This window comes from Paraliobacillus sediminis (assembly GCF_003426055.1).
This window is the reverse complement of the sequence record NZ_QJSI01000003.1, coordinates 792,453-813,669: the sequence shown is the minus strand read 5'-3', so window position 1 is coordinate 813,669 and position 21,217 is coordinate 792,453. Positions and strand designations below refer to the sequence as shown.

23 protein-coding genes are annotated in these 21,217 nt (G+C 33.8%); 17 read left to right on the top strand and 6 right to left on the bottom strand.

Going from position 1 to position 21,217, the window contains the following annotated elements; genetic code table 11:
• Nucleotides 1–16: 16 nt before the first annotated feature.
• Nucleotides 17–355 (bottom strand): DUF5634 family protein, encoded by a 339-nt coding sequence (locus tag D2K60_RS16850; protein WP_117169287.1) that lies wholly within the window; start codon nucleotides 353–355, stop codon nucleotides 17–19.
• Nucleotides 356–418: 63 nt separating this feature from the next.
• The gene (locus D2K60_RS16845) at nucleotides 419–2,971 is read right to left on the bottom strand and encodes an EAL domain-containing protein (RefSeq protein WP_117169288.1); all 2,553 of its coding nucleotides are present in this window, start codon (nucleotides 2,969–2,971) and stop codon (nucleotides 419–421) included.
• Nucleotides 2,972–3,292: 321 nt separating this feature from the next.
• Between D2K60_RS16845 and D2K60_RS16840 the strand changes: the two genes are divergently transcribed.
• From D2K60_RS16840 to D2K60_RS16830, 3 genes are all read left to right on the top strand, one after another.
• On the top strand, nucleotides 3,293–3,697 hold the full coding sequence (locus tag D2K60_RS16840) for a BrxA/BrxB family bacilliredoxin (protein ID WP_117170348.1): 405 nt from the start codon (nucleotides 3,293–3,295) through the stop codon (nucleotides 3,695–3,697).
• 105 nt (nucleotides 3,698–3,802) lie between these two features.
• Complete coding sequence (locus D2K60_RS16835) at nucleotides 3,803–4,765, top strand: aromatic acid exporter family protein (protein ID WP_117170349.1); 963 nt, start codon at nucleotides 3,803–3,805, stop codon at nucleotides 4,763–4,765.
• Nucleotides 4,766–4,827: 62 nt separating this feature from the next.
• Nucleotides 4,828–5,334 carry a L,D-transpeptidase gene (locus D2K60_RS16830; protein WP_117169289.1) on the top strand — a complete coding sequence of 169 codons (507 nt, stop codon included), beginning with the start codon at nucleotides 4,828–4,830 and terminating at the stop codon, nucleotides 5,332–5,334.
• A gap of 34 nt (nucleotides 5,335–5,368) precedes the next feature.
• Here the strand turns inward: D2K60_RS16830 and prli42 are convergent, their stop codons facing one another.
• On the bottom strand, nucleotides 5,369–5,506 hold the full coding sequence (prli42, locus tag D2K60_RS21180; RefSeq protein WP_162880729.1) for a stressosome-associated protein Prli42: 138 nt from the start codon (nucleotides 5,504–5,506) through the stop codon (nucleotides 5,369–5,371).
• 157 nt (nucleotides 5,507–5,663) lie between these two features.
• Between prli42 and D2K60_RS16825 the strand changes: the two genes are divergently transcribed.
• Together D2K60_RS16825 and D2K60_RS16820 are read left to right on the top strand one after the other, a co-directional pair.
• Nucleotides 5,664–6,794 (top strand): M20/M25/M40 family metallo-hydrolase, encoded by a 1,131-nt coding sequence (locus D2K60_RS16825; RefSeq protein WP_117169290.1) that lies wholly within the window; start codon nucleotides 5,664–5,666, stop codon nucleotides 6,792–6,794.
• A 136-nt stretch (nucleotides 6,795–6,930) separates the two neighbouring features.
• Nucleotides 6,931–8,178 carry a DNA polymerase IV gene (locus tag D2K60_RS16820; RefSeq protein ID WP_117169291.1) on the top strand — a complete coding sequence of 416 codons (1,248 nt, stop codon included), beginning with the start codon at nucleotides 6,931–6,933 and terminating at the stop codon, nucleotides 8,176–8,178.
• A 57-nt stretch (nucleotides 8,179–8,235) separates the two neighbouring features.
• Here D2K60_RS16820 and rnz read toward each other — a convergent pair whose 3' ends face one another.
• Nucleotides 8,236–9,159, bottom strand: coding sequence for a ribonuclease Z (gene rnz / locus D2K60_RS16815; protein ID WP_117169292.1), 924 nt, complete (start codon nucleotides 9,157–9,159; stop codon nucleotides 8,236–8,238).
• A gap of 134 nt (nucleotides 9,160–9,293) precedes the next feature.
• Nucleotides 9,294–10,040: a glycerophosphodiester phosphodiesterase gene (locus D2K60_RS16810; protein ID WP_117169293.1), complete on the bottom strand. Its 747-nt coding sequence runs from the start codon at nucleotides 10,038–10,040 to the stop codon at nucleotides 9,294–9,296.
• 399 nt (nucleotides 10,041–10,439) lie between these two features.
• On the opposite strand from D2K60_RS16810, the gene D2K60_RS16805 reads away from it, so the two are divergent.
• The 3 genes from D2K60_RS16805 to D2K60_RS16795 all read left to right on the top strand — a co-directional run bounded on the left by D2K60_RS16805 (nucleotide 10,440) and on the right by D2K60_RS16795 (nucleotide 11,844).
• Nucleotides 10,440–11,231 carry an SDR family NAD(P)-dependent oxidoreductase gene (locus D2K60_RS16805; RefSeq protein WP_117169294.1) on the top strand — a complete coding sequence of 264 codons (792 nt, stop codon included), beginning with the start codon at nucleotides 10,440–10,442 and terminating at the stop codon, nucleotides 11,229–11,231.
• 65 nt (nucleotides 11,232–11,296) lie between these two features.
• A complete protein-coding gene (locus D2K60_RS16800) occupies nucleotides 11,297–11,629 on the top strand; it encodes an iron-sulfur cluster biosynthesis family protein (protein WP_162880730.1) in 333 nt (110 codons plus the stop codon).
• Nucleotides 11,626–11,844, top strand: a complete 219-nt coding sequence (locus tag D2K60_RS16795) for a YqkE family protein (RefSeq protein WP_117169296.1) — start codon at nucleotides 11,626–11,628, stop codon at nucleotides 11,842–11,844. The genes D2K60_RS16800 and D2K60_RS16795 overlap by 4 nt, the downstream gene beginning before the upstream one ends.
• A gap of 33 nt (nucleotides 11,845–11,877) precedes the next feature.
• Here D2K60_RS16795 and D2K60_RS16790 read toward each other — a convergent pair whose 3' ends face one another.
• Nucleotides 11,878–12,786: an aldo/keto reductase gene (locus tag D2K60_RS16790; protein ID WP_117169297.1), complete on the bottom strand. Its 909-nt coding sequence runs from the start codon at nucleotides 12,784–12,786 to the stop codon at nucleotides 11,878–11,880.
• A 121-nt stretch (nucleotides 12,787–12,907) separates the two neighbouring features.
• Between D2K60_RS16790 and D2K60_RS16785 the strand changes: the two genes are divergently transcribed.
• The 9 genes from D2K60_RS16785 (at nucleotide 12,908) to D2K60_RS16745 (ending at nucleotide 21,084) form a co-directional block, all read left to right on the top strand.
• A complete protein-coding gene (locus D2K60_RS16785) occupies nucleotides 12,908–13,456 on the top strand; it encodes an NUDIX hydrolase (RefSeq protein ID WP_117169298.1) in 549 nt (182 codons plus the stop codon).
• Between the two features lie 9 nt (nucleotides 13,457–13,465).
• The gene (locus D2K60_RS16780) at nucleotides 13,466–14,635 is read left to right on the top strand and encodes an endonuclease Q family protein (protein ID WP_117169299.1); all 1,170 of its coding nucleotides are present in this window, start codon (nucleotides 13,466–13,468) and stop codon (nucleotides 14,633–14,635) included.
• A 599-nt stretch (nucleotides 14,636–15,234) separates the two neighbouring features.
• Nucleotides 15,235–15,873: a stage II sporulation protein M gene (spoIIM, locus tag D2K60_RS16775; RefSeq protein WP_117169300.1), complete on the top strand. Its 639-nt coding sequence runs from the start codon at nucleotides 15,235–15,237 to the stop codon at nucleotides 15,871–15,873.
• A 104-nt stretch (nucleotides 15,874–15,977) separates the two neighbouring features.
• A complete protein-coding gene (gene fur, locus D2K60_RS16770) occupies nucleotides 15,978–16,436 on the top strand; it encodes a ferric iron uptake transcriptional regulator (protein WP_117169301.1) in 459 nt (152 codons plus the stop codon).
• Nucleotides 16,437–16,606: 170 nt separating this feature from the next.
• Nucleotides 16,607–16,825 carry a YqzK family protein gene (locus D2K60_RS16765; RefSeq protein ID WP_117169302.1) on the top strand — a complete coding sequence of 73 codons (219 nt, stop codon included), beginning with the start codon at nucleotides 16,607–16,609 and terminating at the stop codon, nucleotides 16,823–16,825.
• A 2-nt stretch (nucleotides 16,826–16,827) separates the two neighbouring features.
• Entirely contained in the window at nucleotides 16,828–17,715 is an 888-nt protein-coding gene (gene xerD / locus D2K60_RS16760) for a site-specific tyrosine recombinase XerD (protein WP_117169303.1), read from the top strand.
• A gap of 30 nt (nucleotides 17,716–17,745) precedes the next feature.
• A complete protein-coding gene (deoB, locus tag D2K60_RS16755) occupies nucleotides 17,746–18,924 on the top strand; it encodes a phosphopentomutase (protein ID WP_117169304.1) in 1,179 nt (392 codons plus the stop codon).
• A gap of 11 nt (nucleotides 18,925–18,935) precedes the next feature.
• Complete coding sequence (locus tag D2K60_RS16750; RefSeq protein ID WP_117169305.1) at nucleotides 18,936–19,754, top strand: purine-nucleoside phosphorylase; 819 nt, start codon at nucleotides 18,936–18,938, stop codon at nucleotides 19,752–19,754.
• A gap of 28 nt (nucleotides 19,755–19,782) precedes the next feature.
• On the top strand, nucleotides 19,783–21,084 hold the full coding sequence (locus D2K60_RS16745) for a pyrimidine-nucleoside phosphorylase (RefSeq protein ID WP_117169306.1): 1,302 nt from the start codon (nucleotides 19,783–19,785) through the stop codon (nucleotides 21,082–21,084).
• The last annotated feature ends 133 nt before the right edge of the window (nucleotides 21,085–21,217 follow it).

The window sequence follows — 21,217 nt, the reverse complement described above, 5'->3', positions numbered from 1 at the left end:
AATGAAGGTGTTTTTATTAAATAGCTCTGTTGATACGTTGACTGCTCGATTTATCAAGTGCATTTAAGCAATTATCTAGATGATCATAACCTCTGAATGAAGACGTGTTATTACTTTTAGACTCTAAGGTCCAAATTGGTGTAAGTGGAATTAAAGCTTCTTCAGAATAGCGCATATAAGGTAAATATACGTAATAGTCTTTGGTATTTAGATTAATTTGATAACCAATATATAATGAATCTGCTTGACCTTTGGTTAGATAAGTTGTCATACTGTCAAAATGATATTTATTAGATAAACGTGGTATTGTACTCTTAAGATTTTCAATTAATTGATTACGCATACATATTTTCATTAAGAACGCCTCCGAATAATTTTATTACTAGGATGGCGTTTTTTGTTAAAGTTTAAACATAACTTAGTCAATATCTTCAAGAAAGTAGGAAATTGGATTATCTATATAGAATTTTGTATCTGGAATCGGCTGGTTATTTTTTGAGAAAATAGTCAATTGATTAATTACTTTCGCTAGATGATCCTTAGTTGCTTCAGAAACGTCATCAAAAGCAACACCGTAGTAAAAAATATCTTGTCCTATTTCGCTTTTCCAAACGAAAGATCCGATGATTTCAAATTCGAATCCATTTAGGGAAAATGTGTATATAATCTTCATATTTGATTGAACTGGTAATTTTAAGGCAGACATTATTTTTAAGCCGCCCAAACTAATATTTTCAATTAATATCTTTGCCATCCCTACATTTATTTTACGATTGTTAATTTCAATAATAGATAGTCCACCTTGTAGATATCCAGGAAAGGATAATCGATAATATTTTCTTCTATCTATTTTAGGTTTAGACACTTTAGTTGATTTTGGAATTGGCAGAAAACCTTTCTTTATCATTTTTTCGAATCCGCTTATTGGTACAGGTTCTGAAAAAAGATACCCTTGTATAAGGTGGCATTCTTTTTGTTTCAGAAGTTGAAGTTGTTCAAAATTCTCTACACCCTCAACTATGACTTTCATATCTAGTGATTTTGCGAGATATAATATACTACTAACTATTGCGGCATCCTTTTTATTTTCATCGAGTATATTTAAGATGAAAATGCGATCAATCTTTAATTCATCAGCATGAAATTCGCGTAAATATTGTAAAGATGCATAGCCAGTGCCAAAGTCGTCAATTGCAATTGAAATACCTATTGCACGTAGTTGTGAAAGTGTATGCTGTACGTTACTTTCATTTTTTAATAACGCACTTTCAGTAATTTCAAATGTTATAAAGTGTGCAGAAATGTCATGTTTCTCTAATTGGCTCTTTACAAATGAAATCAATCCTGGTTTTAAAAATCGATTAGGAGATATATTAATTGAAATAGGGCGTAATATATAATCTTGATCTTTCCATATTTTTAATTGTTCGATCACTTTAGCAATCACCCAATCTCCTATATCATTCATGAGATAGTTTTCTTCAGCTAATGGAATAAATTCAGATGGAGATACTAAACCCCATTCTTTATGATTCCATCGTAATAAAGCTTCAGCGGATTCAATTAATCCAGTAAACGCATTCACTTGAGGTTGATAATAGACCTCGAAATCTTCATTAATAATCGCTTTTCTTAAATCTTGTGAAAGCATATATTTTTTATATGCTGATATATTATTTGAAGATGAATAAAATTGATAGGTATTTTTCCCATTGTTTTTTGCTTGTTTTAATGCAGTATGAGAACTTTCTAAAAGTTTCAATTCTGTATCGCCGTTTTCAGGATAAAAACTAATACCTAAACTTGTTGTTAAATGTAATTGATAATCAAATATGTTGATTTCCTTTTTAATTGTTTGTAATAGTGTATCAGCTAAATTACTTGCTGAATCTATATGTAATGCCTCTGTATCAATAATAATAAAATCGTTACTGACTAATCTAGCAACATAACTAGTAGAAGGTAAGGACGCTGTTAGCTTTTTCGCAACGTTTTTTAAAACCTCATTTCCAATTTGATAGCCTAAGGAGTCATTGATATGAGCGAGACGATCTAAGTCCAGATAAAATAAGGCAAACGGACTTTTTTTATCAATTAGCTCAGCAATTTTTTCGGATAAGCTACGTTGATTTGGTAGGTTAGTTAGAATGTCATGTGATGCATAATAAACTAATTCTTCATGCATCACCATTTCAGAAGTTATGTCAACTATAACTCCAAATAAACGTATTAATTTATTGTCACTATTAAACCACGGAATTGTTTGGTCAAAAACCCATTTTGTTTCACCATCATATGTAATGATTCGATAACGATGTTTAATTGACTTTCCAGTTAATAGATCTTTTTGTCTATTAAAAACGACTTCTTGGTCATCAGGATGAATAGCTGTTTGCCAAATAGTTTCGTCAGCATATAATTCGTCTAGTGACAAATTAAAAATTTTCTCAGCACCTTTTGAAATGAAATTAAGTTTATTGGAAGGGTAATCTTTCATCCAAATCCCCGAGCTTAAATGATCGTAAATTTGTTTGAACCGGTTGTTGATCGTAATGAGTTCTTTTTCTAATTTTTTTTCAACAGTATTATCTTGAATCATACCAAGTAATTTATACGGCTTTTTATCGATATAAATTACTTCAGCTTTTGTTTTTAAGTAACGAATTTCATTGGTTTTACCATGATAAATTCGATACTCAGAAGAATAATTTTCCCCTTTTAGAGCTTGTTGAACTTTTTCCGAAGCTTCGTCAAAATCATCTGGATGAACCAATTGAAAAGGTTTAGTCATCGGTATATGTATAGAATGATCCAGTCCAAAAATATCATAAAAGTAATCAGAACAATATAATTTATCTTCATCTATTAAATATTCCCAACTTGCAATCTTGGCAATTTCTTGAGCATGTATTAAATGCTTCTGATTCGATTCAAGTTGTTTCATTAAGTCTGTTTGGTTTTGATTAGTCACGCTAGCCTCATCATTTGAAAGTTCAATTGTTGATTCATTTGAAAATAAGCGAGTAATAAAGCTACTAAATTTATGATCTTTGATAGCTAATTACCTCCTTTGATTTATGTCAATGTATTATACTATTTTATGACCAATTATGCACTAGTTCGTCTTATAACTACTTAATTCTACAAAAATATTATTAAAAAACGTGTTTTTTGCGGTTACCCGGGAAATACAATTAATTGCTAGTTCTTTTGAAAGTTGTTAAAATAATGTAGACAGTAAAAGTGTACAGATAAACAGAGGAGTTGAAATAGAGTGGATTTTAATTTATTTATGGGAGACATTGTTCAGACAGCTCGTGAGGAAATGAATAATGCTGGTTATCAGGAATTGAAAACTCCTGAGGAAGTGGATCAAGCATTAACAGCTAAAGGGACAACACTTGTAATGATTAATTCAACATGTGGTTGTGCTGGTGGAGTTGCTCGTCCAGCTGCAGCTCATATTGTAGAATCTAATCATCGTCCAGATAATCTAGTAACAGTATTTGCTGGTCAAGATAAAGAGGCAACTGAAAAGGCACGTGCATATTTTAAAGGTTACCAACCTTCATCGCCCTCATTTGCGCTATTAAAGGACGGACAAATTGTAACAATGGTAGAACGTAATAATATTGAAGGTTATACCCCTGAACAAGTTGTTTATCAACTACAAGAAGCTTTTGAGAAAGCTAACTAATACTTTTTTCGCAAATCCCTGTGCTTGTATTTACGAGAACAGGGATTTGCTCTATACTTATGCATTATACTATGTGAAATAGAAATGATTAAGTGGGGAGCAAAAATTGTGAAAATTGGTTACCGAACGATTAAAACTGCTATTGCGACTCCTTTAGCAATTTGGCTTGCAGAACTATTTCAATTAGACAATTTTGTATCAGCAGGAATTATCGCGGTATTATGTATTCAGACAACAAGAAAAAGATCTTTTTTAAGTGCTTGGCATCGTTTTGGATCGTGTCTAATTGCAATGATCTATTCATTTGCTATTTTCGAAACGGTAGGTTATCATCCAATATCTATTGGTATATTATTGTTAGTTTTTATTCCAACAACAATCAAGTTAAACTTAACACCAGGTATCGTTACTAGTTCCGTCATCTTATTACATTTGTATAGTGCTGCCTCTATTACTTGGGAATTAATTTTGAATGAAGTATTATTAATTGCTATTGGAATTGGCTCAGCATTACTTTTAAATTTATACATGCCAAGTTTGGAATCGAAATTACAATCTTTACGCAAAAAGGTGGAGAAAAACTTTCAACAAATTTTGGAAGAAATCGCCATATATCTTCATGAAGGTAAAAAAACCTGGACTGGTAAAGAACTTATTGAAACAGAAAAGTTGTTTCGACAAGCTGATTTATTTGTGTCAAGAGATGCCGAAAATCATTTATTACGAGAAGAACATCCATATAAAGATTACTTTGAAATGCGTAAAAAACAATTTGATTTACTAAAACGAATGTTGCCGGTTATAAGTCAAATGAATGAGTTAACGGAACAAGCTGATCGAATTGGTAGCTTTTTTGATGATCTAGCTGAAGCCGTACAACCTGGAAATAATGCTAAAAAACATTTAGATTCAGTTGATGATTTAAAAAAACAATTTGAAGAAGATGATCTTCCTAAAACGAGAGAAGAATTTGAATCAAGAGCGAATCTATTTCAATTGTTACATGAAATTGAAGAATATTTAGAGATTAAAAAAGCACGTACGCCAGAGAAATTAACGAAAATGTAGTTAAAGACATAATTACATTTTGATTGTAGATACTAGGGGAAACATATAAATGAGGGATTAAAATGAAATTAATCATGCTCACCGTCATTTTGATAGTTTCTCCACTGTGGCCTTTAGGAGAAAATCCGAGTTTGAATGCGCCATTTGTAATCGTTAATAAACAAAGTAATCAATTAGCTTTTGTAAACGAAGGTAAAGTACAAGAAGTTTATCCAGTTGCAACGGGTGCTACAGAGGAATTGACACCAAACGGTATCCATACGATAATTGTTAAAGCAATCGATCCTTATTATCGAAAAAAGGATATTCCTGGTGGTGACCCAAATAATCCACTTGGATCAAGATGGATTGGATTTAATGCAAAAGAGACAGATGGAAGAACGTATGGTATTCATGGAACAAATCAACCGGAATCGATTGGAAAGAATGTTTCTGCTGGGTGTATTCGTATGTTAAATAAAAATGTTGAAAAGCTTTATGAACAAGTCCCTATAGGTACAAAAGTATGGATTTTAAGGTCTGACAAGAATTTTGAAAGTCTTGCAAGAGAAGCAGGAGCGATTAAATAATAAACCAGCCAAGAATATTGGCTGGTTTATTGTTTTAATTTACTAGATATGCTAGCCCCATAGTGAATGTTGATAATACCATAGCAAGAATCATTATATAGACAATTATTTTATTTCGTCTTTGACGTTTTGAGAGTTTTCTTGGTTCGTTTGATACTGTTTTACTCGCCATTTTTTTCCGCCTCCTTCAAACACATTACTACTAAGTATTTTATCGTGAATTAACAAAAGGTACAACCTTTTTCCGTATGTTAAAATTGACAATTGATAATTGGTTCGCTAACGTAATTAGTGAAACTTGTTTTACGATTGAGGAGGAAGTAAATAAAATGGTTAATCAAGATAGACTTATTGAAGAATTTATAACATTAGTACAAATTGATTCAGAAACAAAAGAAGAAAATGAAATAGTTGAGGTTTTAAGAAAGAAATTCACTGATTTAGGCTTAGATGTGGTAGAAGATGATAGTAAAAATAAGACTGGACATGGGGCAGGTAATCTTATTTGCACATTGAAAGGTAATAACGCAACCGACACGGATACGATTTATTTCACATCTCATATGGATACAGTTGTTCCTGGAAAAGGTATTAAGCCATCAATAGTGGATGGTTACATCGTTTCTGATGGTACAACGATACTAGGTGCAGATGATAAAGCAGGTTTAGCTGCAATAATTGAAGCTATACGATTACTTAAAGAGAAAAATATTTCGCATGGTGAAATACAATTTGTGATAACAGCTGGTGAAGAATCTGGCCTAGTTGGTGCTAAAGAGTTGGACACAAATCTTTTAAAAGCCAAGTTTGGCTATGCAATAGATAGTGATGGCGTTGTTGGTGACATTATTGTTGCAGCTCCAACACAAGCTAAAGTTGTTGCGATTGTTAAAGGGAAAACTGCGCACGCAGGTGTAGCGCCAGAAAAAGGTGTTTCTGCAATAACAATTGCATCAAAAGCAATTGCAAAAATGCCTTTAGGAAGAATAGATGACGAAACTACTGCTAATATCGGTCGTTTTGAAGGTGGTCAAAAAACAAATATTGTATGTGATTATGTTGAGATTTTAGCAGAAGCCCGCTCACTTGATCCAGCGAAACTGGAAATACAAGTTCAAAAGATGAAAAATGCTTTTGAGGATGCAGCGACTGAAATGGGCGGTAAAGTAGAAGTTGAAAGTACTATTATGTACCCTGGCTATAAGCAAGTAGATGGGGATCATGTTGTAGAAATTGCTAAGCGTGCAGCTAAACGTATTGGACGTAACAGTACACTGAAAACAAGTGGTGGTGGCAGTGACGCCAATATAATTGCAGGATTTGGTATTCCAACAGTAAATTTAGCTGTTGGGTATGAAAATATTCATACAACAAATGAAAGAATGCCAGTAAAAGATTTAATCAAAGTTACCGAATTTATTGTTTCAATTATCGAAGAAGTAGCAACACCTAGTAAATAAATACTTAAAACGTCTCTCTAAGTATTTGAGGGACGTTTTTTTGTGCTACTACTTTGAACGATAACCAATTAGCCATAATAATAAAGATCGTGTTATAATTAATTTAGAACGAATGTTCTTTTAAAGGGAGAGACCTATGTCTAAATGGTATCCAAAAAATGGAAGAGTAATATTTCATGTAGATATGAATAGTTTTTATGCATCAGTAGAGGCAGCTTATGACACCTCATTAAAAGGGAAACCGCTTGCTATTGCAGGCAACCCGGAAGAACGTCGGGGAATAGTAGTGACGAGTAGCTATGAAGCAAGAGCAAAAGGGGTAAAAACGACAATGCCTTTATGGGAAGCGAAAAAGCTTTGTCCTAATTTAATTGTGATGCGCCCAAATTTTGATCGTTATCGTAAAGCATCAAGTGAAATGTTTAAAATGCTTGCAGCAATTACACCTTGTGTGCAACCAGTATCAATTGATGAAGGGTATATGGATATTACCGAATGTGTTGCCTTGGGGTCGCCTATCGAAATAGCTGAACGCTTACAAAAACAGATTATTGATGAATTAGATATACCTTGCAGTATAGGTATAGCTCCAAATAAATTTTTAGCGAAAATGGCTTCAGATATGAAGAAGCCGATGGGAATTACTGTTTTACGAAAACGTGATTTAGCAACAAAACTTTGGCCACTACCTGTAGATGCAATGCACGGAATTGGTGCTAAAACAGCAGAGAAGTTAAATAAAGTTGATATTATTACCATTAAAGATTTAATTGAAGCTGACACATATAGTCTAAAACGTTTGCTTGGCATTAATGGTGAACGGCTTCAAAATCGTGCTAATGGAATTGATTTAAGGCCTGTTGATCCAGATGCAATTTACGATTTTAAAAGTATTGGTAATTCTGAGACATTACCTGAAGATACAATTGATGATAGAGAAATCCAGAAATTAATCCGAAAACTAGCGCGGAAGGTTTCTGCGAGATTAAAACGAAAAGAAGTAGTCGGACAACACGTACAAATCACGATTCGATTTCATGACCGTAAAACGATTACAAGAAGTCTTAAATTGTCTGAATTTATTGAAGAAGAAGAGACGATTTTTTCTATTAGTAATAATTTGTTTGAAAAGCACTGGAATGGGGATCCAATACGTTTATTAGGAGTAACTGTCCAAGACCTGGTGGATAAGAAAGAAATTAGCCAACAGCTCAATTTATTTACGTATGAGAAAGCGGCATCGAAAGAAAAACTCTTTCAAACAATGGAAAAGTTAACTGAAAGATACGGAGAAAATACGTTTAAAAAAATAAAACAAGTAGAAGATAAAAGCCAACCACGCACAAGCTTTCAAAAAGATTACCTAGATGATTATAAAAAATAAGCACAATTCTCTATTATTAGAAAAAGAATTGTGCTTATTTAGTATGTCGTTTTTTTCTTACTTTTGAATGATTTCCCACTCAAGTAAATCAGCTACAATTTTTGAATTAGGAAAGATAGCTGTTGCTTCTGCTTCTAATTGAGTAATTGCTTCCCCTTGATAACGAGAAGAAATATGGGTTAATAACAACTGGTTGACAGCTCCTGATCGAGCAAGTTCCGCTGCTTGTTTCGTTGTGGAATGGTAATAGTTATATGCCATTTCTTCTTCATCTTGAGCAAAAGTTGCTTCATGAACTAGGACATCACTATCTCTAATAAATGCAGCTATTTCAGTAAAATATCTTGTATCTCCCAAAATGCTCACTATTCGCCCCTTTTTATTAGGGCCAATAAAGTCGGCTCGGTTAATCGTGCTGTTATCAGCTAGGATAGTTGTTTCATTTTCTTTTATTTGTTGATAAATTGGCCCAGGTGGAATTCCTATCGCTTTTAATTTCTCGGCTAAGAGCTCCCCAGATGAATCCTTCTCTACAATTCGGTAGCCATAAGAGTCAATACCATGTTCCAACTTTTTGCAATAAACGTTAAACTTGCTATCTTCAAATAACATGCCTTCTTCAACTTCATGAAAATAAAGCGGATAGCGAAGACGTGTTTGACTAACTTCTAGACTAACAGTGATGTATGCTTCTATGCCCTTTGGCCCGTATATAGTAACAGGAGTTATACCATCTTGAAACGAGCGACTACTAAGAAAACCCTGTAAACCATATATGTGGTCACCATGCAAGTGTGTAATAAAAATTTTATCTATTTTACGCGGTCGGATGTTCGTGTTTAATATTTGATGTTGTGTTGCTTCACCACAATCAAATAACCAAGTTGTGCCTCTTTCTTGCGTAAGGTCTAGTGCGACTGCAGATACGTTGCGTTCTTTAGAAGGAACGCCCGCTCCAGTACCTAAAAATTGTAGTTTCATTCATTACCATCCTCGACTATATTGTTTTGGTGGTTCAAATGTAGTGTTTAAATCATCAATTGCTACATTTGGCCAATACGAATTATGTCTGCACATAGGTCGCATAATTTTCGTTCCAACTGCTAACTGCCTGCTTATTCTAATATATCTTGTTCAAATAATTCTCTTGTCTCAATTGCAACATGGGGTAGGTCGGTAAAAATTGCACGTAACCCTAATTTATAACAGCGCAACATTTGAGCAGATCGATTTATTGTATAGCAAGCCAAATATAAGTCTTTAGATTCTGCTTTAGCTATAAATGCTCGATTTAATAAGCGATATTTAATATGTAAGCCATTAGCACCAAGTTTTTGTGTGAAAGTAAATAATTCCGTCATTCTATTTGAAGTCAATAATGCTGTTGTTACACTTGGATCAATTTTATGCATTTTTTTTATGCTGTTTGGATTAAAACTAGAAATAACTGTTTGATTTATTTTATTGTATTTTTTTAATAAATCATAGACAAGTTTTTCAATGTTCCTATATGCAATGATATTTGTTTTTAATTCTAAATTAAGTAATACTTTTTTATCCATTGACCAATATAAAAAATCTTCAAGTGATAGGATGGATGTATTGACATAATACTCTGAAAACCAAGAGCCAGCATCTAATTTTTGTAACTCCTCGAATGTATAGTCTTGGACAAACCCCGTTCCATTGGTTGTTCGTCTTACGCTTTCATCATGAATTAACACAGGAATATGATCCTTAGTTAATTGAATATCAGTTTCAATTCCATCTGCGTTTTGTTCATAAGCAAGTTGAAATGCCGGCATTGTATTTTCCGGTGCTAGTTTACTAGCTCCACGGTGTGCATAAATAATTGTTTTCACTCTTTTTCACCTCTAGATAAGGTATTCTTTATGATTGTGTTATATTTCTAAAAAAAAGTCAATTTGAAAGTAAGTGATATCTTAAGAAATTGTAAACAAAAACGACAGTAACAATATTATTTTAGGGTTTTTAATCGTCATGAACAAAAAGTGGAAGTAAGGTGGAACAGGCTTTCCAAGCTTAGATGAAAGAAAATTTATTTTGATTTAATTATTTTTTTAGAATCAAGAAGGTATTGATCCTCTTTTTTTAAAAAAATTGTCAAGCAACTGAGCAATTCAAAATAGAGATAAGTTATTGGTTTTCGTAGTAAAGCCAATAAGGCTATTATTTGCAGTAGCGTTCAATAAATAGCATAATTAATAGTAAGAATTCGTGTATACAAGAAAGGGACATAAATGAGAGATTTTTCGAACAAGACGATAATGATTACCGGTGCATCAAGTGGCATTGGGGAAGTTTTAGCACATAGGCTAGCGATGGCTGGTGCAAATCTAATTCTATTGGCACGGTCTGGTGATAAACTAGAGAAGATTAAAATTAAATTAGAACAGGATTATCCGATTACATGTACATATTATATTGTTGATTTATCTAATAAGGTATCTTTGCAATCGTGCTTAGTAAAGATTGAAGCAAACCATCAGACGATTGATGCCATGGTAAATAATGCGGGATTTGGAATTTTTGATGCTGTTCAGGATGCGGATTACCACGATATAGAAAAGATGTTTCAAGTGAATGTGTTAGCTTTAATTGAAGGGATTCGTTATTTTTTACCACATTTTATCAAGAAGAAACAAGGGCATATCATAAATATTGCATCCTTTGCTGGTAAAATTGCTACACCTAAGTCATCTGCATACAGTGCAAGTAAACATGCTGTGTTAGGCTTTAGTAACGCGCTTCGTTTAGAGGTAGAGAAACAAGGTGTACTTGTAACGACGGTTAACCTTGGACCAGTACGGACGAACTTTTTTGATGTAGCTGATCCAACAGGAAATTATCAAGAAAATGTGAAAGATTTTATGATTGAACCAGATCAAGTAGTCGATCAAATTGTCAAAGTACTATTTAGAAAAAAACGAGAAATTAACTTGCCAAGATGGATGGAGTTTGGTAGTCGACTTTATCATATCTTCCCAGGATTAGCTGAACGCTTATTGCGTAATCAGTTCAGTAAAAAATAAGATCGTTGCATTTTTGAACAGAAATTTTTATACTAAGAATATAGACAAAAATGGAGGGTTCTCCGATGAATTTAACGATTACAGAAGAAGCATTAGAAAAATTAATAGTACTAAATAGTGAAAACCAAAAATACTTGTTGCTATTGTATGATAATGATGGCTGTGATTGTAGTGTTAGTGGCATTCCGACAATTCGTTTCACCGATAAAAAGAAAGAAAAAGATAAGGACGTAGCATGTTCTAAATATGACGTTATAGTAGATTCATTCCATGAAATGTTTTTTGAAACAAAAGTAAAACTTGATTTTATCGGGAATGGATTTCGGTTATCAAGTCCAGCAGGAATGTTAAATCCAATTATCTCGATGCAAACAGTAACAAAGGAAGTGCCAGCATGAGTAAAAAACAAGAAGAAAACAGTTTGAAAGATAGATTAGATCCAGCTATAGTTAAAGCTTTACAAGGTAAAAAGGAATTGTTGAAACAAGTAGAAGTGGATAAAATAGAAAAGATACGAAAGCAAAAGATAGCGGACCGAAAAGAACGAGAAGCAAATAAAAGCTTTGAAGAACTTTTAGGAGAAAGTGACTTGAATTGGAAAAAGTTTAAATAAAAAGCATGGGATTAATTATCCCATGCTTTTTATTTATCTGTGGTTTTGATAGGTGGTTGGTCTTGATATCTGTTGTAAAGCTTGATAAGTGGACTCAGACAATGGTGTAGCATTTTTAAGTCTTACGTTATCCAGTAATTGTTTCGTTGAGCTCGCGCCAACTACTGCACTTGCAACGGCCGGTTTATGCAGAACATACTGCAAGGCAGATACAGATAAAGTGTTGGTTTCTTTACTTAATGCATTTGTCATTGCTACTAACTCTTCATAGCTATAATCAAGATAACCATCATTTCCTTTTTGTTTAACAACTTCTTGTGCTTGATCACTTAACATACCTTTTGCTAAAGCACCTCTAGTGACGACGCTGATGTTGTTTTTTTCTAATAGAGCTAATAATTCTTCTTCAGGTCTTCGATCAAACATACTGTATTGCATCATTACCGATACAATCGAAGATCGCTTCACATATTCACGAATAACATTTGGTCTGATTGAAGACATACCATAATAGCGAACGAGGCCTTCTTTTTTAAGTTCTTCAAACGCTTCTATGGTTTCATCAATTGGATCGTCAATCGTTCCTCCATGGAGTTGATAGAGATCAATGTAGTCCGTTTGTAACCTTTGTAAGCTCTTCTTTACTTGTTCTTTGATATATGCCTTAGAAGGATCCCAAAACCATGTACCATCTTCGTTAAGATGATTCCCTACTTTGGTTGCTAAAATAACATCTTCTCTCTTTCCTTTTAATGCTTTACCAACAATTGCTTCATTTTCCGCTTTGTCATATAAATCAGCTGTATCTAAATAGTTAATCCCCTGATCAAGTGCTGCTGTAATAATGTTAGTGGCCTTTTGTTGATTTGTTCCTAAAGACATACAGCCTAAACCTAATTCAGAAACAAATAAATCAGAATTTCCTAATCGGTTTTTTTTCATGAATAATCGTCCTCTCCTTTATAGATAATACAATTGTAAAAAGAAACACAATGAAATACAACTCTTGCAATTGCTATGTTAAAATAAATGAAAGAAAAGTAGTCGAAAGGAGTGCATGACAATGACGAAAAAACTTGAAGAAAAAACGATCCAAACAACAAACATTTTTAATGGAAAAGTGGTAAATCTACAAGTTGATGAGGTAACACTTCCAAATGGAAAGACTTCGAAACGAGAGATTATTAAACATCCTGGTGCGGTTGCAATTATAGCACTAACAGAAGAAAATAAGATTGTCTTTGTTGAACAATATCGTAAACCATTAGAAAAAAGTTTGGTAGAAATACCTGCAGGGAAATTGGAAGAGGGAGAAAAACCAGAAGTAACAGCTTTACGTGAATTAGAAGAGGAGACAGGTTATACAACGGATCAATTAGAACTTGTTACATCTTTTTATTCATCACCAGGTTTTGCTGATGAGCTTTTATATATCTATTTCACAGACAAACTTAAACCAGTAGAAGAGGCAAAATCCTTGGATGAAGATGAATTTGTTGAATTAATGGAATTAACTTTAGAGGAAGCGGAAGCATTAATGGCAGAACAGAAAATTCATGATGCAAAAACAGTATATGCGTTAATGTATCTTAAACAACTATTGAAAAAGTGAGGTTCTCACATGTCGTTACAGACTATATACGTCGACCTACATATACATATAGGACGTGATTATCACAACAAGCCTGTTAAGATAACAGGTTCTAAAACGTTAACACTGACAAATATTTTAATAGAAGCAAGTCGTAAAAAAGGAATTCAATTGATTGGTGTGATTGATTGTCATGTCCCTTCCGTACAGGAGGAATTAGAAGAACTATTAGAAGCAAATAAAGCAGAAGAGATAACAGATGGTGGTATAAGATTTGAAGAGGTTACATTAATTTTAGGTTCTGAAATCGAAGTCTATGATGAAAATTGTCAGGGACCTATTCATGTTCTATGTTTTCTCCCTGACTTGGATAAAATGAAACAGTTCACGGAGTGGTTATCAACTAAAATGACCAATATAAATTTAAGTTCGCAACGGTATTATGGGTCGGCCAAAGATTTACAATATAAAGTAAAAGAATTAGAAGGTTTGTTCATTATAGCGCATGTATTTACGCCATTTAAAAGTCTATATGGTAAAGGTGTTGATCAATCATTAACTGAAGTTTTTGATCCTGACTTAATTGATGGAATCGAATTAGGATTAAGTTCTGATACTGATATGGCTGACACAATTAAAGAATTGCATGCGTATACTTATTTAACTAATTCTGATGCGCACTCTTTAGCAAAAATTGCTAGAGAGTACCAAAAAATTCAAGTAGAAAAACCCAGCTTTAAAGAATTAACGTGGGCCTTGCATCGAGTAGAAAACAGGAAAGTATTAGTGAACTATGGAATGAACCCGCTACTAGGTAAATACCATACGACTGTCTGCAAACTGTGTTTGTCTGATCAAGTAGATGGTACCATTTGTAAAACATGTGGTCATAACGGGATTATAAAAGGTGTTGCGGATCGAATTATGGAATTAAAGGATACAAACGAACACCCTATACACCGTGTTCCGTATGTGCATCAAGTTCCTTTAGAATATATTAAAGGGTTGGGTCCAAAAACAGTTAAAAAGCTTCTTGATACATTTGGTACAGAAATGAATATCATTCACCATGCTTCAGAAGCAGAGTTAACGGAAATTATTACACAACCAATAACGAAGCAAATTTTACAAATGCGTGAAGGAAAACAAAAGGTTAAAGCAGGTGGCGGAGGTAGGTATGGTCAAATTAAATCGGATTAAGAATATTTTAAACAAATAGATAACACAACTATCACATAATGAAAAGGCATTTAAGTCTTGTTATAACTAAAAAGCCACTTAATTCAAAGTTTAAGTTGACTTCGTAATCATCATTATATTTCATCTTACGCACTGGAGAGAAACTCCGTCGTGTCGTAAGTGTCTTACAACTCTAGACACGCTACGGTAGCAAATAGTCTCCCTTGCCGTGGACACAACCTCAGCTATCTATAGAAGCAAAGAGCGCTTCTATAGAGGAGAGGATCTTCAGCCCGTTCCTGCGGAAAGGGAGCCCATTTCACTTGAGGAGCGTGGCAAAAGTTCTTTTAGATGCCCATTTATATAAAGATCCTTACAAATACTTCATGCTGGGGCATAAGTTGAATTATTATTTATACAAAAGAGCGTTAAATTACGAGAGAGTCTATAGTTGTAAAGATTGTGTAGCCATAACAGATATACTTTAAAAATAAAACAGTCAATGACTAGCCTTATTTTTTTGCTGAGCAAGTTGAGTAAGTAATTGGTCTATTTAATAAACACCGCTCATAGATTCTTACTATAGTCACTAGTCTTTATGGTAGGAGTGGAGGGAGTCTATGAATCGCAATAACAATTATGTAATAGTCCATGTAAAAAAATATCGCCTTGTTTATTTTTTTATGCTAGTTTTGTTCTTAATCGGTATAATTTTTGGAGCAGTTATTGTAAACAGTATGGATTTTGTTCAGAAACAAGATCTCTATTTTTATCTTGATCAATTTATGAATCAATTACTAGAAGGGTCAACGGTAGAGAAACAGGAACTTTTTAAAACAACCTTTTCCTATCATTTACAATACCTACTCTTATTTTTTATATTAGGTTTATCTGTTATTGGCGTACCGATTATCTGGATATTAATGTTTATTAAGGGAGTAGTCGTTGGTTTTTCTGTTGGTTTTTTTGTTAATCAATTAGGATGGAAAGGTTTAGTTTTTGCTGCTGCATCTATTGCACCACAAAACTTGTTTGTCATCCCCATTTATTTATTAGCAAGCAGCGTTGCAATGATATTTTCATTAGCTTTATTCCAAAAGCTATTTTCTAGGAGAATACAACAACCAACATTGCGTCCATTCATTCAATATGTTGTCGTGTTTCTATTATTTATTGGAATTGCGGCTATAGCTGCGTTGGTAGAATCAGTTGTGTCTAGCTCTGCGATGAAATTAGTTATTTCATGGCTCTATAATTAAGTTATTATTAAATAATAATGATTATCATTAATAATTTATAATTATTTTAATTGACACGTAACAACTCCCTACTTATAATTGAGAATGTAAGGGAGGTTTCATACATGGAACATCGAATTGATCGAATAAAAAAACATTTACACTCACAGAGCTATAAGCTTACACCACAGCGTGAAGCCACAGTTCGTGTGTTATTAGAGCGAGAAGAAGATCATTTAAGTGCAGAAGATGTTTATTTATTAGTGAAAGAGAAAGCACCCGAAATTGGATTGGCAACTGTATACCGTACACTTGAGTTATTATCCGAACTTAAAATAGTAGATAAAATAAATTTTGGTGATGGTGTTTCCCGTTATGATCTACGTGAAGAAGGTGCTGCACATTTCCACCATCATTTAGTATGTATGGAATGTGGATCTGTTGAAGAAATTATGGATGATTTATTAGAGGATGTAGAAAAAATAGTTGAAAATGATTGGAATTTTAAAGTCAAAGATCACCGTTTAACATTTCATGGTGTTTGTCGGAAATGTCAAGAAGAAGAATTAAAAGCATCCTCCTGAATAGAGCCTTTAGTGCAGAAGGCTTTTTGTTTTGGGCTTTTTTATTTACAGTTAGTCTATTTTTCGTTAATCTAAATATAGTATGTGTATATATTTTCACCAAATTGGCATATCTTGTAGGGAACACGTTTTAAAAATGTGTGAAACAGGTATAGATAGGAGATATGCCAATGAAGACTATAATGCGTTATACGAAGGATACGATGAAACTATTTTTATTATTCATACTTTGTACAACTTTATTCTATTTTGGTTTGCGAGCTATGGAGGTAGAATACCAAAATTATCATCGCTATGATCCGCCAGAAGGAAAAGCTGTAAAAGTGATGCAGCAGGAACAACATGATTGGATTAATCGATTATCAATCTTTTTTCGAATAGGAGAATAGAAATGAAAGATACTGTCGATGACTTTTTTCATTACTTACAAATAGAAAGAGGACTTTCTATTAACACGTTACAATCTTATCGACGAGACATAAAACAATATTGTTCATTTTTAGAAACGGATTGTCAGATAACAGATTGGAAACAGGTTGATCGTAGTCATATATTAAAATACCTTTATAATTTAAAAGACCATGATCGATCGCAAGCAACTATAGCTCGTGCACTCTCATCTATTCGACTATTTCATCAATTTTTAGTTAGAGAATATCAGTTTGTAACTGATGCTAGTTTACATATTGAATCACCAAAGAAGGCTCGAACACTACCAAAAGTTCTTTCAACAAAGGAAATAGATACACTATTAATGATCTCTACAACGGATCCGTTAACGACACGTAATAAAGCAATGTTAGAAATGCTATACGCTACTGGATTAAGAGTATCTGAATTAACTCACTTAAAGGTAACTGATTTACATTTAATGATGGGTTTTGTACGTTGCTTAGGAAAAGGTGGAAAGGAAAGAATTGTACCTTTAGGTGACATCGCAAAAGATGCAATAGAAATTTATTTGACTGATAGTAGAAATCAATTAGTTAAAAATAAAAGTACCGAACAATTATTTGTTAATCATCATGGTAATGCACTATCAAGGCAAGGATTTTGGAAAATTTTAAAAGGAATTGCCAGAGATGTTGGTATTAAGAAAGAAATAACGCCACATACGTTAAGACATTCATTTGCCACACACTTACTTGAAAATGGAGCAGATCTTAGATCCGTGCAGGAAATGTTAGGACATGCTGATATCTCCACTACTCAAATATACACCCACGTTTCTAAAGCAAGGCTAAAGGACGTATATACAAGTTATCATCCAAGAGCTTAATTTAATCAGAAAAACTAGGAGGGCGTAACGATGGCACCATTTAAACGCATATTTTTAATTGTAATGGATTCAGTAGGTATAGGAGAGGCTCCAGACGCGCCACAGTTTGACGATGTCGGTGCAGATACATTAGGTCATATCGCTTCACATATGAATGGCTTAGATATGCCAACCATAGGGAAATTGGGTCTAAGTAATATCCAAGAAGTCGAGGGTATTGATATAGCATCTAAACCTTTAGCACATTATACTAAAATGCAAGAAGCTTCTAATGGAAAAGATACAATGACTGGTCATTGGGAGATGATGGGTTTATTTATTGATCAACCTTTTCAGACGTTTCCAGATGGATTTCCAGATGATTTATTGTCAGAAATTGAAGAACGTACAGGTCATAAAATTATTGGTAATAAACCAGCATCTGGGACAGAGATTTTGGTAGAACTTGGTCAAGAACATATGGATACAGGTGCTCTTATTGTTTATACTTCTGCAGATTCGGTTTTGCAAATCGCAGCCCATGAAGATGTCATACCGATTGAGGAACAATATAGAATTTGCGAAATAGCACGTGAACTAACCAAAAATGATAAATATATGGTAGGACGAATCATCGCACGTCCATTTACAGGTAAGCCGGGTGCTTTTGAACGTACGTCTAATCGCCACGATTATGCATTAAAGCCGTTTGACCGCACAGTGATGAATGAATTACAAGACGCTTCTTTTGACGTGGTAGCGCTTGGTAAGATTTCTGATATCTTTGATGGTGAAGGAGTAACTGAATCTATTAGAACGGATGATAATGATGATGGAATGGAAAAATTTATTCAATCTATGGATAAAGATTTTCAAGGTCTAAGCTTTTTGAATCTAGTTGATTTTGATGCGAAATACGGCCATCGACGTGATCCAAAGGGATACGGTGAAGCTTTAGAAACATTTGATACGCGCTTACCCGAAGTGTTAAACAAATTACGTGAAGATGATCTGTTAATTATTACAGCGGACCACGGGAATGATCCGACGCATCATGGAACAGATCATACGAGAGAATATGTACCTTTATTAGTTCATCATCAAGCAATAGAAGCAGGTAATGCATTACCAATTCGTCAAACTTTTGCAGATATTGGTGCTACTGTGGCTGAAAATTTTGGCATAAAGATGCCTAAATATGGCGATAGTTTTTTGAAAGACATTAAATAAGGGGGATAAAGATGGAGAGAAAACACGTTTTAGAAGCACAAACATTTATACAAGAGAAACTTACGGTACAACCTACAATTGGTTTAATTCTAGGATCAGGATTAGGCGTGTTAGCAGATGAAATAACAGAGGCTGTTTCTATAGCTTATGCAGATATTCCGAATTTTCCAGTATCGACTGTTTCTGGTCATAAAGGTCAACTTGTAATTGGTAATTTAGAAGGGAAACAAGTAATTGCGATGCAAGGACGTTTCCACTTTTACGAAGGATATACGATGGAACAAGTTACTTTTCCAGTTCTTGTGATGAAAGCGTTAGGAATTAAACAATTGTTTGTGACAAATGCTGCGGGTGGAATTAATGAAACCTTTGAACCAGGTGATTTAATGGTAATAGAAGATCACATTAATAATATGGGAACGAATCCTTTAATCGGCCCAAATGATGATCAAATAGGTGACCGTTTTCCTGATATGTCACAAGCTTATAATAGAGAATTAATTGCTCATGCAAAAGAAAGTGCAAAGCGATTAGATTTAAAAGTTCAAACTGGTGTATATGTTGGAAATACTGGACCTTCTTATGAAACTGGTGCGGAAGTGAGAATGTTGCGCTACTTAGGTGGAGATGCTGTAGGTATGTCAACGGTTCCAGAAGTTATTGTGGCAAACCATGCTGGTCTATCAGTTTTAGGGATATCTTGCATTTCTAATATGGCAGCAGGTATTCTAGATCAACCACTTAATCATCAAGAAGTGATGGAAACTACATCAAGAGTTAAACAAGATTTCTTAACTTTTGTAAAAGAAATGGTGAAAAATTTAGTTTAAAATAAGCTTTAGATGTGAGGTGAATAGAATGCGAATGGTTGATGTTATATTGAAAAAACGGAATGGTCATGTGTTAACAAAAGAGGAAATATCCTTTTTTATTAATGGCTATACAGAAGGAACGCTTCCAGATTATCAGGTCTCTGCGTTATTAATGGCAATCTATTACTCTGGAATGACGGAAGAAGAGACAGCAAACTTAACAGAAGCAATGGTAGCTTCAGGTGAAACGATTGATTTGTCTGCAATAGAAGGCCATAAAGTAGATAAGCATTCTACAGGAGGCGTTGGAGATAAAACAACATTTATTGTTGGTCCTTTAGTAGCATCTGTAGGGGTACCCGTTGCTAAAATGTCTGGAAGAGGTCTAGGTCATACAGGAGGAACGTTAGATAAATTAGAATCGATTCCTGGATTCACGATAGAGTTAGACAAAGAAGCTTTTATTGAACAAGTAAATACACATAAATTATCAGTAGCAGGGCAAACAGGTAATTTAGCACCTGCGGATAAGAAACTGTATGCATTACGCGATGTAACTGGAACAGTGGATTCGATTCCATTAATTGCAGGATCAATTATGAGTAAAAAACTAGCATCTGGTGCTGATAGTATTGTGTTAGATGTAAAAACTGGTTCTGGTGCTTTTATGAAAACAATGAAAGAATCACAAGATTTAGCAAGACAAATGGTAACTATCGGAAAACATTTAGGGCGTAATACGATTGCAGTAATAAGTGACATGAACCAACCATTGGGCCATGAAATTGGAAATGCGAATGAAGTGAAGGAAGCCATTGACGTTCTTCTAGGGAAGAATATACCTGATTTGCGTAGATTATCTTTAGAATTAGCAGCACATATGACAGTGTTGGCTGAAGTCTTTGATTCCTATGAAACTGCTTATATAGAATTAGAGAAAAATCTTGATAATGGCAAAGCTTTTCAAGCGTTTCGCTCTTTTGTAGAAGCACAAGGTGGAGATATTAGTGTAATTGATAATCCTGATAAGCTTCCTAAAGCCTCATATGAGATCGAGATAAAAGCAAAAGAAACAGGTTATATCTCTTCAATGGATGCTGAATTAATTGGGATAGCAGCAATGCATTTAGGAGCTGGAAGAGCTACTAAAGAAGATACGATTAATCATGGTGTTGGTATTCGACTTCTTAAAAAATTAGGTGAACACGTTTCAATTGATGAGCCGATTGCTATTTTATTTAGTGATACAAATGTAGCTAGACAGTCAGAAGAAGCCATGCAACAAGCATACACATTATCAGATAAAAAATCTGATGTGGTAGATTTAATTCATGAAGTTATTAAATAATACGAAGTGATACAAGTAAAATAACTACCTCTAAACATAATAGATAACCAAGAAATCACCTGAATTTTAATTCAGGTGATTTTTTGGTTATAAAAATCACTGATTATGGAAAAAATATGAACATTACGTATTT